This is a genomic window from uncultured Thiohalocapsa sp. (genome assembly GCF_913063425.1).
Lineage (GTDB): Bacteria > Pseudomonadota > Gammaproteobacteria > Chromatiales > Chromatiaceae > Thiohalocapsa.
Genome location: NZ_CAJXYK010000012.1, coordinates 41789 through 56896, shown reverse-complemented (window position 1 = coordinate 56896; position 15108 = coordinate 41789). Strand labels below are relative to the sequence as shown.

At 69.1% G+C, this 15108-nt stretch carries 14 protein-coding genes; 10 read left to right on the top strand and 4 right to left on the bottom strand.

Features of this window, described 5'->3' with window-relative positions:
* Nucleotides 1–45: 45 nt before the first annotated feature.
* The 3 genes from QZ607_RS08850 to ppk1 all read right to left on the bottom strand — a co-directional run bounded on the left by QZ607_RS08850 (nucleotide 46) and on the right by ppk1 (nucleotide 4713).
* The gene (locus QZ607_RS08850; RefSeq protein WP_295881960.1) at nucleotides 46–1746 is read right to left on the bottom strand and encodes an amidase; all 1701 of its coding nucleotides are present in this window, start codon (nucleotides 1744–1746) and stop codon (nucleotides 46–48) included.
* A gap of 118 nt (nucleotides 1747–1864) precedes the next feature.
* Nucleotides 1865–2371, bottom strand: a complete 507-nt coding sequence (locus QZ607_RS08845; protein WP_295881958.1) for a hypothetical protein — start codon at nucleotides 2369–2371, stop codon at nucleotides 1865–1867.
* Nucleotides 2372–2490: 119 nt separating this feature from the next.
* The gene (gene ppk1, locus QZ607_RS08840) at nucleotides 2491–4713 is read right to left on the bottom strand and encodes a polyphosphate kinase 1 (RefSeq protein ID WP_295881956.1); all 2223 of its coding nucleotides are present in this window, start codon (nucleotides 4711–4713) and stop codon (nucleotides 2491–2493) included.
* Between the two features lie 224 nt (nucleotides 4714–4937).
* Between ppk1 and cmoA the strand changes: the two genes are divergently transcribed.
* The 10 genes from cmoA (at nucleotide 4938) to QZ607_RS08790 (ending at nucleotide 14107) form a co-directional block, all read left to right on the top strand.
* Entirely contained in the window at nucleotides 4938–5666 is a 729-nt protein-coding gene (gene cmoA, locus QZ607_RS08835; RefSeq protein WP_295881955.1) for a carboxy-S-adenosyl-L-methionine synthase CmoA, read from the top strand.
* Nucleotides 5667–5718: 52 nt separating this feature from the next.
* Entirely contained in the window at nucleotides 5719–6720 is a 1002-nt protein-coding gene (gene cmoB, locus QZ607_RS08830) for a tRNA 5-methoxyuridine(34)/uridine 5-oxyacetic acid(34) synthase CmoB (protein ID WP_295881954.1), read from the top strand.
* A 147-nt stretch (nucleotides 6721–6867) separates the two neighbouring features.
* On the top strand, nucleotides 6868–7335 hold the full coding sequence (locus QZ607_RS08825) for a DUF302 domain-containing protein (protein ID WP_295881952.1): 468 nt from the start codon (nucleotides 6868–6870) through the stop codon (nucleotides 7333–7335).
* Nucleotides 7336–7394: 59 nt separating this feature from the next.
* On the top strand, nucleotides 7395–7982 hold the full coding sequence (locus tag QZ607_RS08820; RefSeq protein WP_295881949.1) for a putative molybdenum carrier protein: 588 nt from the start codon (nucleotides 7395–7397) through the stop codon (nucleotides 7980–7982).
* Between the two features lie 49 nt (nucleotides 7983–8031).
* Entirely contained in the window at nucleotides 8032–10944 is a 2913-nt protein-coding gene (locus tag QZ607_RS08815; RefSeq protein WP_295881947.1) for a monovalent cation/H+ antiporter subunit A, read from the top strand.
* 15 nt (nucleotides 10945–10959) lie between these two features.
* A complete protein-coding gene (locus QZ607_RS08810) occupies nucleotides 10960–11376 on the top strand; it encodes a Na+/H+ antiporter subunit C (protein WP_295881945.1) in 417 nt (138 codons plus the stop codon).
* A gap of 5 nt (nucleotides 11377–11381) precedes the next feature.
* The gene (locus tag QZ607_RS08805) at nucleotides 11382–12983 is read left to right on the top strand and encodes a monovalent cation/H+ antiporter subunit D (protein ID WP_367268172.1); all 1602 of its coding nucleotides are present in this window, start codon (nucleotides 11382–11384) and stop codon (nucleotides 12981–12983) included.
* 2 nt (nucleotides 12984–12985) lie between these two features.
* Nucleotides 12986–13483, top strand: coding sequence for a Na+/H+ antiporter subunit E (locus QZ607_RS08800; RefSeq protein WP_295881942.1), 498 nt, complete (start codon nucleotides 12986–12988; stop codon nucleotides 13481–13483).
* Complete coding sequence (locus QZ607_RS08795) at nucleotides 13477–13746, top strand: K+/H+ antiporter subunit F (RefSeq protein ID WP_295881940.1); 270 nt, start codon at nucleotides 13477–13479, stop codon at nucleotides 13744–13746. The genes QZ607_RS08800 and QZ607_RS08795 overlap by 7 nt, the downstream gene beginning before the upstream one ends.
* Before the next feature lie 7 nt (nucleotides 13747–13753).
* Nucleotides 13754–14107, top strand: coding sequence for a Na+/H+ antiporter subunit G (locus QZ607_RS08790; RefSeq protein ID WP_295881938.1), 354 nt, complete (start codon nucleotides 13754–13756; stop codon nucleotides 14105–14107).
* A 260-nt stretch (nucleotides 14108–14367) separates the two neighbouring features.
* Here QZ607_RS08790 and QZ607_RS08785 read toward each other — a convergent pair whose 3' ends face one another.
* Complete coding sequence (locus QZ607_RS08785) at nucleotides 14368–14844, bottom strand: hypothetical protein (RefSeq protein ID WP_295881936.1); 477 nt, start codon at nucleotides 14842–14844, stop codon at nucleotides 14368–14370.
* Nucleotides 14845–15108: the final 264 nt, after the last annotated feature.

Sequence of the window (15108 nt, the reverse complement as noted above, 5' to 3'; positions counted from 1 at the left end):
CGCTCGGTCGGCTGACCGCAGCGGCTGCGGCGAAGCGATGCTGGCTCAGCGATCGACCAAGGAGCCGTACCGGGCGGGCGGCCGACGGTGCCGCGTCGCCTGCTCATAGGCGTAGGCGTATTGGAACAGCTTTGGCTCGCCGAAGGGACGGGCGAGCAGTTGCAGGCCGAGCGGCAGCCCCGACGCGGTGAAGCCCATGGGCACGCTGATGGCGGGTTGGCCGCTGTGCGGGGCGATGATGGGGCTGTTGTTGCCGTGGGGGCTGGCGTCGTCGCCGACGCGCCGCGGCGGGTTGCTCCAGGTGGGGTAGACCAGGGCATCCACCTGCGACGCATCCATCGCCGTGACCACGGCGTCGAGCAGGGCCTTGCGGCGCGGGTCGCCCGCCACATCCACGCAGGGCGGCACCTGGTCGGCGGGGTCTCCGGGCGCCGCCGTCGCCCACTGCATCGCATCGGCATGCCGCGGCAGGAACAGGCCGGCGCTGACGATGGCGTCCAGCGAGCGTACGGGAGCGGCAGGTCCCAGAGTTGCCAGATAGCGGTCCAGGTCGTAGCGGAAGCGGCTGCAAAACCCTGTGCCCTCGGTGACGGCGTCGAGGCGGGGGATGGTGAAGGGGTCCACCAGTGTGGCGCCCGCGCGCTCGAGGTCGGCCAAGGCGCGCTCGAAAACGGCGGTGACCTCCGGGTCCGCCGTCTCCGTGTCGATCAGCGCCCGCAGCACCCCGAGGCGGGCGCCGCGCAGACCGTCGCGCTCGAGAAAGCGCCGGTAATCCGCGGGCACCCGCCCGCGCGCGGCTGCGGTGATGGGGTCCGCCGGATCGGGCCCCGCCAGCACGGAGAACACGATGGCCGTGTCGCGCACCGTGCGCAGCAGCGGTCCACCCACGTCGCGGTTGGTCAGCAACGGCACGATGCCGTCCCGGCTGGTGGCGCCGAGGGTGGCGCGGATGCCCACCAGCCCCGTGTGCGACGCCGGCCCGCGGATGGAGTTGCCCGTGTCCGTACCCATGCCGATGATGCCGAGATTGGCCGCGATACCGGCCGCCGTGCCGCCGCTGGAGCCCGCCGGCACGCGGGACAGGTCATAGGGATTGCGGGTCTCGCCGTGGGTGGAGCTGATGGTGCGGTAGGGACTGAAGGCCCACTCGCCCATGTTGGTCTTGGCCAGGACGATGGCGCCGGCGGCGCGCAGCCGCCGCACCATGAAGGCGTCGTCCGGCGGCAGGGAGCCCGCCAGTGCTGCGGAGCCCGCCTCCGTCGGCATGTCCGCCGTATCGAAGTTGTCCTTGAGCAGCACCGGGATGCAGTGCAGCGTGCGCAGGCGCCCGAGCCTCGCCTGCTCCGCGTCCAGCGCCCGTGCGCGGTCCAGGGCATTGGGATTGACGGCAATGATGGCGTTCAGCGCGTCCGGCGCCGACTCGGGTATCCGCAGGCGGCCCACCGGCGCCCCGGACCCGGCAGCCGATGGTGAGGGCGCCGCCAAACGTGGTTCTGTCGGCTCGCTGTCCGAAGCCTGATCCGGCGCCGGGTCATAGGCCCGGACACGCGCCAGATAGCCCCGAATCAGCCCCTCGCAGCTGAGCCGCCCGTCCCGCAGCGCCGCATGCGCGCGGTCGATGGTGAGCTCCACCAGACCCGGCGTTGCCGGCGGCGCATCCGGCCGCGCACAGCCCGACAGCACCACCACCAAAATAACGGGGACGGTAACCAAAATAACGGGGACGGTAACCTTATCTCGCCACATGCTACACCCTCCAGGGGGTCGACCTTCAGCATGGAGACACCGGCCTCAGGCGGGACCCTCGCCACCCGCGCCGTCACGCGGTTGGGGCACCTCGGGCGATGGCTGCGTCCAGTCGGCGTCAATCGCAATCGATCTCGCCGCGGCCCGGGTAGACCGTGCACTGGATGGGTGCGATGTCGGTGCCGGCGACTTCCAGCGGATAGCCCTCGGTGCTCTGCCGGGCGCGATCAGCGGCTTCGGCGCCGCGGGCCATGAATGCGACCACCCTGAGCCGGGTCACCGTGGTGGGATCGGCGATGGCGTAAGCAGCGCTGCGCTGGAGGGCGTCCCCGGACGCGGGCAACTGCGTGAAGGTTGTGGACAGCGTGAGGCCATCGGGCAGGGGCTCGGTGGGGTCCGACTCCAGGATCTTCACCAGCACGGTGGCGCAGACGTCATCCGGCCCGCTCTCGCCGGTCCAGCCGGGGACGCCCTCCGGTCGGGCGGCGGGGTCGAAGTGGTCCCGGGCCACCTGGCAGTCGCCCGGGAAGCTCAGGTCGGTGACCGACAGCACCTCCCACTTCTCGAAGCAGCCGGCAAGGGGAAGGCAGAACAGCGCGATGGCGAGCGATTTGCGAGAGATCATCGAGACCAGCTTCCTCGGTGGGCAGTCAAGGCGCCTGAGGCTGTTGCTCAGCGCTCAGGACCGGGTGGATGCGCGTGTGGCGGCGCTGCCGGGGCTCCGTTCGGACTCGCTCGGGCCGCTCAAGACTTCTCCGCCAGGCGATGCTCGAAGTGGCTCAACAACCGCGAGCGCAGGGTCTTTTCCTTGTGCTTGGCAGCAGCGGCAAGGCGCTTCTCGGCCACACCGATGAGGGTCTGCTGGGCGCCCTTGGCCTTCTCGTCCTCGGGCGTGCGCTGGGTGTATTGACCGTCGGCGTCCATGTCCCAGGCGGTGCGCTGGTCGGCGAGCTGCACGTCCAGGATCAGGCGCAGCTCCTGGCGCAGCTCCGGGTTGTCCACGGGTGCATGGACCTCCACGCGGCTTTCCAGATTGCGGCGCATCATATCGGCGGAGCCGATGAAGTATTCCTCGTCGCCGCCGTTGTGGAAGTAGAGAATCCGTGCGTGCTCCAGGAAGCGGCCGACGATGCTGATGACCTGGGCGTTCTCGCTGATGCCGGGCAGACCGGGGCGGAAACGGCAGGTGTCGCGGACGATGAGGTCCAGCTTCACACCGGCGCGGGTCGCCTTGTACAGCGCGCGAACGATGTCCGAGTCCTCCAGCGCGTTCATCTTCATCTGGATGTGGCCGCTGCCGGTGCGCTCATGCACGGCGATCTCGCGGTCGATCTTGTCCAGGATGCCGCGCTTCAGGGTGTAGGGTGCTGCTAGGATCTTGCGGTAGCTCGGCGGCGGCGAATAGCCGGTGAGATAATTGAACAGCTCGGTGAGGTCCTGGCCGACGTCCTCATCGCAGCCGAGCATGCCCAAGTCGGTGTAGAGCTTGGCGGTGCCGCCGTGGTAATTGCCGGTGCCGATGTGATAGTACCGGCGCAGCTGGGCGTAGTCCCGGCGCACCACGAAGATGAGCTTGCTGTGGGTCTTGAGGCCCATGACGCCGTAGGTAACATGGATGCCCTCGGCCTCCAGCCGCCGCGCCCAGCCGATGTTGGCGGCCTCGTCGAAGCGGGCCTTCAGCTCCACCAGCACGGCCACCTGCTTGCCGTGCTGCGCCGCCTCGATGAGCGAGTCCAGAATGGCGCCGCCGGAGGTGCGGTACAGCGTCATCTTGATGGCCAGCACCTTTGGGTCCTTGGCGGCCGTGGACAGGAAGCGCTCCACGGTGGTGGAGAAGGACTGGTACGGGTGCTGGAGCAGCAGCGGGCCATTCTCGCGGATGATGTGGAAGATGTTGCGGCGGTCGTTGCCGAGCACGGGGTGGTCGCCGGGGCGATGGGGCTTGTCGCGCAGCTCCGGGATGTCCAATGAGGCGAGCTCGAAGAGGTCCCGCTTGGCCATCATGCCCGGGACCTCATAGACATCTTCTTCTTCGTTGAGGCCAAGCTCCGCCGCGAGCATGCCGCGGTGCGTCTTGTGCATGCCCGCCTGCACCTCGAGCCGCACGATGGGCGCGAAGTGGCGCTCGCGCAGCTCGGTTTCGATGAGCTCCAGCAGGTCGTTGGCGGCCTCCTCGGTGGGCTCGACGATGGCATTGCGGGTGACGCGGAAGAGCTCGCAGCTGTCGATCTCCATGCCCGGGAAGAGCATGTCGAGATTGTTGACGATGAGGTCCTCCAGCGTCACGAAGGTGTTGACGCCGTCCACCTGGATCAGCCGCTTGCTGATGTCCTTGCTGACGGGCACCTTGATGCGGGCCATGTAGACCTCGGAGCCGCCCGGGTAGCGCAGCGTCACCAGCAGGTTCAGCGCCAGGTTGGAGATGAACGGGAAGGGGTGCGCCGGGTCCATGGCGAGCGGCGTGATCATTGGGAAAATGTCCCGACGGAAGTGCTCCCGCAGGCGCTCGCGGGCGTCCTTGGGCAGCGCGTCGATGGTCGCCAGGCGAATGTCGTGGGCTTCGAGCGCCGTCAGCAGCTCCAGAAAGATGCGGTCCTGCTCCGCCTGCATGCCGGCGAGCACGCTGCGGCATTCCTCCACCTGCTGACCGGGGGTGCGCCCGTCCACGGTGGGCGTGTGCACACCGGCGGCGATCTGCTGCTTGAGCCCGCCGATGCGCTTCATGAAGAATTCGTCGATGTTGTTGTTGACGATGGCCAGGAACTTCACGCGCTCCAGCAGCGGCGTGCGCGGATCATCCGCCTCGTGCTGCACCCGCTGGTTGAAGGCGAGCCAGGTGAGCTCGCGGTTCAGGTACAGCGTGGGGTCGTCGAGGTCCGGCGGTGCGGGTGGCGGCACCGCTTCGGTGTCCACGGCGGCGATGTCGGTATCCTCGTCGAGCACGGCGGTGGGGCTGGAATCGTTCATGGCGCAGGGGGCCTCGCGCGGGGCAGCGGTTCGCGTTGACAACAGGTTATGGTACCAATGCCGTCCGGTCGGTGCGTGGCGCTTTTGGTGCCGCCGACTCCGCCGGCCACAGGGTCCCGCCAGCGCTTGCCGCCAGCGCTTGCCGCCAGCGCTTGCCGCCAGCGCCGGCGCAGCCCGTGCCGGACGTGTTCCTCTTGCAGCCGAGAGCCTGCCATGTGCCTGCCATGAGCGACGTCACCGAGACCACCGATGAGCTCTTCGCGGGCGCCGCTCCGCCCACGGACTTCGTGTTCGATGCCCGGGTGGCGCAGGTCTTCCCGGATATGCTGCGGCGCTCGGTGCCGGGTTGGCCAGAGCTGCTGCGCCTGCTCGGGCTGGTGGCGGCGCGGGTCGCGGTGCCCGGGCGGACCATCTATGACCTCGGTGCCTCGCTGGGCGCGACCTCGGCGGCGCTGCTCGCCCGTCTGCCGCAGGCGCGCATCGTCGCCGTGGACAACGCACCGGCCATGCTGGAGGCGCTGCGGGTGCGCCTCGCGGAGCCGGTGGCGGCGGGGCGCATCAGGCCGGTCTGTGCCGACATCGCCGAGGTGCCGGTGACCGATGCCGGACTCGTGGTGCTGAACCTGACGCTGCAATTCGTCCCGCCGCCGGCCCGGCTCGACCTGCTGCGGCGCCTGCGCAGTGGCTTGGTGCCGGGGGCCGGGCTCATCCTGGTGGAGAAGGTGATCTTCCCGGATGCCGACACCGAGCGCCTGCTGGACGGCCTGCACCAGGACTTCAAGCGCGCCCAGGGCTACAGCGCGCTGGAGATCGCCCGCAAGCGTGCGGCATTGGAGGCGGTGCTGATGCCGGATGACATCGAGACCCACGAGCAGCGGCTGCGCCGGGCGGGGTTCCGGCGCATCGAGCGCTGGTTCCAGTGCCTCAACTTCATCGGCTGGGTGGCGCGCTGAGTCCGGCTCGGCAGGGCTTGGGGGCCGGGGCCGCTGCACCGGGACGAGGGCAGTGACGACGGCGCGCTTCGAGCCCTTCTTCGCCCGGCTCGCCAAGACCCGGGCGGGCGCATGGGCCGCCCCGTTGCGCCGGCTCACACACGAGCGTCTGCATCCGGCGCGCCATGGCGACCTGCCGGCCTGGCTTGCCGCGCTGGCCGGGCTGCCGGCCATCGCGGCGGGTGAGGTCCGGCTCGATGCGGCCTGTGTGTCGGTGGCGCCCCAGGCCACCATCGACGCCGCCGCCCGCGCTGCGCTGCACGCCGGGCTCGCGGCACTGCACCCCTGGCGCAAGGGGCCGTTCTGCGTGCACGGCGTCACCCTGGACGCGGAATGGCGCTCCGACTGGAAGTGGTCCAGGCTCGCAGAGGCCATTGCGCCCCTGGACGGGCGCCTGGTGCTGGATGTGGGCTGCGGCAATGGCTACTACGGCTACCGCGCGCTCGGCGCCGGTGCCGCGCTGGTGCTGGGCATCGACCCGACCCTGCGCTTCGTGCTCCAGTTCCTCGCCGTCAACCGGTACTTCGGCGAAGACCGGCTCGCGGTGCTCCCCGTGGCGGACAGGGATCTGCCGGCCGTGGATGCCGCGGGTGCGTTCGACAGCGTCTTCTCCATGGGCGTGCTGTACCACCGCCGCGATGCCGCAGCCCATCTCGCGCGGCTCCTTCAGGCGCTGCGGCACGGCGGACAATTGGTGCTGGAGACGCTGGTGCTGGACGACCCAGCACCTGACTCCGGCGCCGATCGGGTGCTGTATCCGCCGGGCCGTTACGCCCGCATGCGCAACGTCCATGCGATCCCCGGCACCACGGCGCTCGCGCACTGGGTCGCCGCCGCCGGCTTCCGCCGCATCGACGTCGTGGACATCACCCGCACCACCAGCGCCGAGCAGCGCAGCACCGACTGGATGCGCTTCGAGTCTCTGGACAAGTGTCTGGCGCCGGATGATCCGACGCGCACCGTGGAGGGCCATCCGGCGCCGGCGCGGGCCCTGCTGCTGGCGGAGCGGCCCTGATCGGCGCCGGCGTGCCTGCCGCCGAGGCGCGGCTCGACACCGTGCAGTGCCCCCTCGTCACATCAGCCATACCCAGCGGCCCGGCCACGTGCTTGACTGCGGGGGCGATGCCGCATCCCCCAAACCGCCGCCCATGGAGCATCCGCCATGCCCGCGTCCAAAGTCCTGCCTGCCCTTGTCACCGCCATCGCGCTGGCTGCGCCCACGCTGCCACTGCAGGCCGCGGAAGGCCTGCTCGTCGTGCAAAGCCCTTACGATGCGACAGCCACCATGGACAGGCTCGAAGCCGAGGTGGAGCGCCGCGGCCTCACCGTGTTTGCGCGCATTGACCATGCCGCCGGCGCCGTCGACGTGGATCTGGAGCTGAGGCCGACGCAGCTGCTCATCTTCGGCAATCCCAAGGGCGGCACGCCCTTCATGCAATGTGCCCAAAGCGTCGGCATCGATCTGCCGCTGAAAGCGCTGGTTTGGGAAGACGCCGCGGGCGACGTCCATCTCGGCTGGAACGATCCGGCCTACATCGCCGCGCGCCACGGGGTGCCGGACTGCCCGCCCGTCGGCAGGATCCAGGGGGCACTGAGGGGGATTGCGGAAGCCGTCGTCGCGCGCCAATAGGGCCGTTTGCTGGGCACGCGAGGTGTGCGTTGAATGGACACCAATCCACGTGGCAGCGCATGACCGACTTTCCCGACAAACTGCGGCTTAAGGAGCAGGCGGAGGAGGATCAATACTTCGCCCGGCGTGACCGTGAGCTCGTGGCCGCGCTGCACGCCCGCCGGCAGCAGCCGGTGGCCAGGCTGGTGAGCGGCGGGCAGACGGGCGTGGACCGGGCGGCGCTGGACGCGGGGCTCGCCGCCGGCGTGCCGGTCGGTGGCTGGTGTCCGCGCGGGCGGCTCGCCGAGGACGGCAAGATCCCGGCACGCTATCCGCTGCGCGAGACCCCGGACAGCGACCCGGCGCAGCGTACGGCCTGGAACCTGCGTGACAGCGACGGCACACTGATCCTGCACCGCCGCGGGCTCGCCGGCGGCACGGCGTTGACGGCGAACCTCGCCCGACGTCAGGGCCGGCCGCTGCTTGTGATCGATCTGAATCGGGCACCGGCGCCCGAAGACATCAGGGAATGGCTTCGCGCGCAGGGCATACGCGTGCTGAACGTCGCAGGGCCCCGGGAGTCCCAGGACCCGGGAATCGCTGCGGTGGCGCGGGCGCTGCTGCGGCGGGTGCTGGAGCAGTCCCCGGACGCAGTCGAGTCTGCCTAGGGGGCGGCGGTTGCGGTAGACTGCGCGCCTCGCGGACGTCTGCCTCCCCATGAATCTGCCCTTTGTTGTCCTGATCCCGCTCCTCGGCGCACCGCTCGCCGCCTGGGTCTCCCGTTACGGTCGCCTGCATGCCGCTTGGCTTGCGGGCGCGACGGCTGCGCTCGCCCTGGTGGTGCTGATCCCGGCCAAGCCGGCGGTGTTTCGCGGCGGCACCGAGGTTCAGTCGATTCCGTGGATGCCTGAGCTGGGCCTGGACCTGGCTTTTCGGCTGGACGGGCTCGGGATGCTGTTTGCCATCCTCATCCTGGTCATCGGTCTGCTGGTCATCCTCTACGCCCGGTACTACCTGAGCGAGTCGGACTCCACCGGCCGGTTCTTTGCCTATCTGCTGCTGTTCATGGGCTCGATGCTCGGCATCGTGCTGTCGGAGAACATCCTGCTGCTGCTGATGTTCTGGGAGATGACGAGCCTGTCGTCGTTCCTGCTCATCAGCTACTGGCAGCATCGCAGCGACGCCCGAAACGGCGCCCGCATGGCACTGGCGGTCACCGGGCTCGGCGGGCTTGCACTGCTGGCCGGCTTCCTGCTGCTTGGGGAGATGGCGGGCAGCTATAACCTCTCGGCCATTCTGACCCAGGGCGACGCCATCCGGGCGCACCCGCTCTACCTGCCCATGCTGGGGCTGATCCTGCTGGGTGCCTTCACCAAGTCGGCGCAGTTTCCGTTCCATTTCTGGCTGCCGCAGGCCATGGCGGCGCCGACGCCGGTGTCGGCCTATCTGCACTCCGCCACCATGGTGAAGGCGGGGGTGTTCCTGCTGGCACGGCTGTTCCCGGTGCTCTCAGGCACCGATGCCTGGTCCACAGTGGTCATGGGCGCGGGTCTGACCACGCTCGTCATCGGCGCTTACTTCGCGCTCTTTAAGCACGACCTGAAGGGGCTGCTGGCGTATTCCACCATCAGCCATCTTGGGCTGATCACGCTGCTGTTCGGCATCGGCACGCCGCTGGCCGCGGTGGCGGGTGTGTTCCACATCATCAACCACGCCACCTTCAAGGCGTCGCTGTTCATGGCCGCCGGCATCATCGATCACGAGTGCGGCACCCGGGACATGCGCCTCATCAACGGCTTGTGGCGCTACATGCCCTACACGGCCACGCTGGCCATGGTGGCCGCGGCGTCCATGGCCGGGGTGCCGCTGTTCAACGGTTTTCTGTCCAAGGAGATGTTCTTTCACGAGGCGGTGAACTTCCAGAAGTACACCACCTGGGACTGGCTGCTGACCGCCGGCGCGGCGGTGGCGGGTGTCTTCGCGGTGGCCTATTCGCTGCGCTTCATCCACGACGTGTTTTTCAACGGCGAGCCCCAGAACCTGCCGCGGGAGCCGCACGAGCCGCCGCGCTGGATGCAGGTCCCGGTGGAAATCCTGGTGGCCATCTGCCTGCTGGTGGGCATTCTGCCGGCGTATACGGTGGCGCCCCTGCTCAAGGTGGGCGTGGCCGGGATGCTGCAGGCGGAGCCGCCGTATTACAGCCTGGCCATCTGGCACGGGTTCAACGCGGCGCTGGTGATGAGCATCATCGCGCTGGTTGGGGGTGTGCTCGTGTATATCGGCCGCCGCCCGCTGTTCAAGATCGCGCACCGCTGGCATGGTCTGCTGGACGCCCCGGCGGTGTATGACTGGGTGCTGCGGCAGCTGCTGGCGCTGGCCGGCTTCGTGACCCGGATGCTGGACACGGGCTCGCTGCAGCGCCTGCTCGCGGTGCTCATTGTCGCGGCGCTGGCGGCCGGCGCCGCGGGCATCATCCCGCCGCACGTGCCCATCACCGGCCCCGTGCCCATCACCCTGCCGGATGCCGCCAGCGTGCTGGTGGCGGCGGCGCTGGTGCTGGCAGCGTTCGCGTCGGCGCTCGGGCATCAGCGCCGGCTGACATCGCTCATTGTGCTGGGCGCGGTGGGGCTCCTGGTGTCGCTGATCTTCGTGAAGTTCTCCGCGCCCGACCTGGCACTGACACAGTTGTCCGTGGAAATCGTCACCATCGTGCTGCTGCTGCTGGCGCTGTACTTCCTGCCCCGGCGCACGCCGGTGGAGACGGACACGGGCCGGCGGCTGCGGCATTTCCTCATTGCTCTGGGCGCGGGCTGGGGTGCGGGCCTGCTCACCTGGGCCATGCTGACCCGCCCGCATGCCTCCATCTCGGGCTTCTTCGTGGAGAACAGCGTCCCCGGTGGCGGCGGCACCAATGTGGTCAACGTGATTCTGGTGGACTTCCGCGGCTTCGACACCCTGGGCGAGATCACCGTGCTGGCCCTGGCCGGACTCGGCATCTATGCCCTGCTGCGGGACCTGCGGCTGTCGGGCCCGGTCCACGACATCGCCGGGCGGGCGTGGAGCTGGGACCTGCACCCGCCCATCATGGCGGCCCTGGTGCGTCTGCTGCTGCCGCTGGCGCTGCTGGTGGCGGTGTTCATCTTCCTGCGCGGGCACAACCTGCCGGGCGGCGGCTTCATCGCCGGCCTGGTGACCGCGGTGGCCCTGATCATGCAGTACCTGGCCAACGGCGTGACCTGGACCCACGAGCGCATGCCGGGCAATCTGCATCCGGCCATCGGTCTGGGTCTGCTGATTGCGGTGGTCACCGGCACCGTGAGCATGGCGCTTGGCTATCCCTTCCTGACTTCGGCCTACACCCATGTCCACCTGCCGTTCGCCGATTTCGAGCTGGCGTCGGCCATCGCCTTCGACCTCGGCGTCTACCTGGTGGTGGTGGGCGCCACGCTGCTGATCCTGGTGCACATGGGCCTGATGCACGGGGCGAGCCATCTGCGCGATAGCCGGGGCGTCCGGGCCATGGCGCCGCGGGCCGGCGATGCGGATGCCGCAGCACGCACGCAGGGCGCGGCGGACACCGAGCCATCCACCGGGCGCAGCCGCAGCCCGGTGACCGAGCCGACCGACTGACGGAGCTGGACCGCCATGGAAGCCCTGCTTGCCGGCATCATCGCGAGCCTCACCGGCTGCGGCGTCTATCTGGTGCTGCGCGCCTACACCTTTCCGGTGGTGCTGGGCCTGACGCTGCTGTCCTATGCGGTGAATCTCTTCCTCTTCGCCACCGGGCGGCTCACCGTCGGGCAGCCCGCCGTCATCAGCGCCGAGGCCGCCGGCTACGCGGACCCGCTGCCGCAGGCGCTGGTGCTGACGGCCATCGTCATCGCCTTCGGCATGACTGCGTTCGTGATCATGCTGGCGGTCAAGGCGCAGGCGGAGCTCGGCAACGATCACGTGGACGGTCGCCCGGAGGCGGCGGCCTCCTCGCGGAGGGATGCGATGGGAGACGCGATGGGCGATGCGATGGGCGATGGTCAGGCAGATCCCGGGGAGGAGCACCCTTGAGCCAGGTGATCATGCTCCCGCTGCTGCTGCCGCTGGCGGCGGCCATCCTGCTGCTCCTGACCCGCCGGCGGGTGTCGCTGGCCGTGCGCCGGCGGCTGAACCTTGGGGCCACGCTGCTGGAGCTGGCGGCGGTGCTCTGGCTGTTGGCGTTGGTGACGGGGGAGGGCATCCTCGTGTACCAGGTTGGGAACTGGCCCGCGCCCTATGGGATCTCGCTGGTGGCGGATCGGCTGAGCCTGTGGATGCTGCTGATCACCGCGCTGCTGGCGTGCTGCGCACTGTCTTATGCCGTGCAGGGCACGGACAGCGGCAGCCGGCACTTCCATCCCTTGTTCCAGCTCCAGCTGTTCGGCCTGAACGGCGCCTTCCTCACCGGCGATCTGTTCAATCTGTTCGTGTTCTTCGAGGTGCTGCTGCTGGCCTCCTACGGGCTGCTGCTGCATGGCGGCGGCCGGGCGCGGGTGCGTGCAGGCCTGCACTTCGTGGTGGTGAACCTGGCGGGCTCGACCTTGTTCCTGTTTGCCGTGGGTACGCTGTACGGCATCCTCGGGACGCTCAACATGGCGGATCTCGCGGTGCGGGTTGCGGAGACGGCGCCGGAGGATGTCGGCATCGTGCGCGCGGCAGGCCTGCTGCTGTTCACGGTCTTCGCGTTGAAGGCGGCCCTGCTGCCGCTCTATCTTTGGCTGCCGGCCGCCTATGCGCACACCTCTGCACCGGTGGCCGCGCTCTTCGCCATCATGACCAAGGTGGGGGCCTATGCCATCCTGCGGGTGGAGACCCTGATCTTCGGCGACGCCGCCGGCCCGCTGGCCCATCTCATCGAGCCCATGCTCCTGCCGTTGGCCCTGGCCACCATGACCGTGGCCGCGCTGGGTGTGCTGTCCGCCCGGGGGCTGCGCCGCCAGAGCGCCTATCTGGTGGTGCTGTCCATCGGCACCCTGCTCACTGCCTTCGCGCTCGGCACACCCGCCGGCATTGCCGCCGGGCTCTACTATCTGCCGCACAGCACCTTCGCCGCCGCCGCCCTGTTTCTGTTGGCGGACGTCATCGCCCGTGGCCGCGGAGCCCTGGCGGACCGGCTGGACCCGGGGCCGACGGTGCCCGCCGCGCCCGTGGTGGGCGGTGTGTTCTTCTTTCTCGCCGTCCTGATCTCCGGCTTGCCGCCCTTGTCCGGCTTCCTCGGCAAGTGGATGCTGCTGCAGGCGGCGCTGGACCGGCCGGGCATGGCCTGGGTGCTCGCACTGGTGCTGAGCGCGAGCCTGCTGACCATCGTCGCCCTGGCGCGCAGCGGCAGCCTGCTGTTCTACCGGGCCGATGGTGCGGTGCGCGGCGATGCCGCGGCTGCCGCGGTGACGGGCACCGGGAGCGGCTCCGGCGGCGCAGAGACACTGTGCCTTGCCGAAGACGGCCGCGCGCCCGGCACGGTGACCGGCTCCAGGGTGGACTGGCCCCGACTCCTGCCCGTGCTGGGCCTGGCGGGCCTGTGCCTCGCCCTGGTGCTGGCCGCGGGGCTGGTGACGGACTTCACCAACGCCACCGCCGAGGCCGTGCTCGCTCCCGAGCGTTACATCCAGGCCGTGCTGGGTGTGGACGGAGCGCGTTGACCATGCTGAGCCGTCTGCTGCCGCATCCGCTGCTCACTGTCACACTGACGCTCACCTGGATGTTGCTGGTGAACAGCTTCACCGCGGGCCAGGCGCTGCTCGGCGTCCTGCTCGGCTGGGCCATTCCGGTCTTCACCCGCCGCTTCTGGCCGGACCGGGTGCGCATTGCCCGGCCCTGGTGGCTGGTGTTTTTCCTGGTCAAGGTGTTGTGGGACATCCTGATTGCCAATGTGACGGTGGCGGCCCTGATTCTGGGTGGACAGCGCTTCGCGCGGCCGGCCTTCGTGGCGGTGCCCTTGGAGCTGCGCACCGAGCTCGCCATCAGCATTCTCGCGAACACCGTGTCCCTGACGCCGGGCACCGTCTCCGCGTGGCTCAGTCCGGACCGCCGCACCCTCATCGTTCACGGCCTGCGGGTGACGGACCCCGACGCCCTGGCGCATGAGATCAAGACCCGCTACGAGCGGCCCCTCAGAGACATCTTTGAGCCACCATGCTGAACATCGCCCTGATCATCGCCTTCACCCTGGTCTGCGCCGCGCTGCTGCTCAGCCTGTGGCGGCTGGTGGTGGGGCCGGATCACCCGGACCGGATCCTGGCCCTGGATACGCTGTACGTGAACACCATCGCGCTGCTGGTGCTGCTTGGCATCCTGCTCGGCAGCGCGCTCTACTTCGAGGCGGCGCTGCTCATCGCCATGATGGGCTTCGTCGGCACCGTGGCGCTGTGCAAGTACCTGTTGCGCGGCGACATCATCGAATAGGTGATCGATGCTTGAGCTTGCCATCTCGGCGCTGATCATCGTCGGCGCCGCCTTCACCTTCATCGGCTCCCTGGGCTTGGCGCGGCTCGGGGATTTCTACACCCGTCTGCATGGTCCCACCAAGGCCACGACCCTCGGCGTCGGCGCCTTGTTGATTGCGTCGGTGACCTTCTTCAGCACCCGCGGGGAGGGGATCAGCCTGCACGAAGTGCTGGTGACGGTGTTCCTCTTCATCACGGCGCCCGTGAGTGCGCATCTGCTGGCCAAGACTGCGCTGCACCTGCGCGTGCACTCCATCGCGCCGACGCCCGCACAGGTTGAGGTGGCGGATGGTGCGCAGGCGGGTGAAACTTCGCGCTGATCCCGTGGTCTGGATGGGCCAGGGCGACAGGGACTGCGGGTGTGCCTGCGGGGGGGGGCGCGCCGGGAACGGCCGGCGTCCCCTGGCCCGCCTGCTGGTCGCCGGAGGCAACCAGCGCCAGGCTTTTTTGCGATCCGCGAGTGGCGTGAGTGCGGAAGTGGGGAAGGGGGCGGCGCGCGCCTGCGTGCACGCCCTTGCCGGATGAGAACCGGCGGCCCGCGGTCAAGCCACGGCCAGCCTCACGCGGAGACGCGCAGGCGTCAGTGCGCGAAGGCGCCGTCAGTGCCACCCCGGGGCTTGTGCGGTCCCGTCGCCTTGTGCAGCCCGGTGTCGGAGACCAGGTCCAGTTTCCAGTTGACAACGCCGACCTGGGCGCCATCACCAAGCAGCTCACTCATGGAGACCATGGGGCTGCCGGCATTCACCGGGAAGCTGCTGTGACGATAGCGGCTCACCTGGAGATTCAGGCCGCGCAGCGGCTTTTGCTCCAGCGCGTCCATGAGCCTGAGCGCAAGGCGCGCGGGCTGGATGGAGACAAGGCCCCGATGCGAGACCACGCCCGTGGCGGTGTTGGTGAGACGCAGGATGCTGCAGCTGCGGATGGCGGGCGGAAACCGAAAACTGCTGTCGTCGAGGTCGTCGATGACCGTCTGGATGTGGGACTTGAGGTCTCTGCGCGAGACCTGGGGAGGCAGGTTGCCGATGGACAGCAGGATCGCTCCGGTCTTCCCGAACATGCGTGCTCACCTCGTCTGTATAAGGGGGGTTGGACGAGTCGCCGAGTCCGTCTCTGCGGTGCCCTCCGTCACAACCGGCGCGTCGCCGAGAGGCCGGTCGCGGGACCGCATGGCGTCATCCCCACTGCGGCGATATTTTACCCTTCACATGTGACGATGCGGCGTGCGGTCCGCACACATTATGTCGGCTCATTCGCGCCGTCGAGAACACAAATGATTGGATGATAAACACTTATCGTACACGAGCCTAAGGGCTGTTTATTT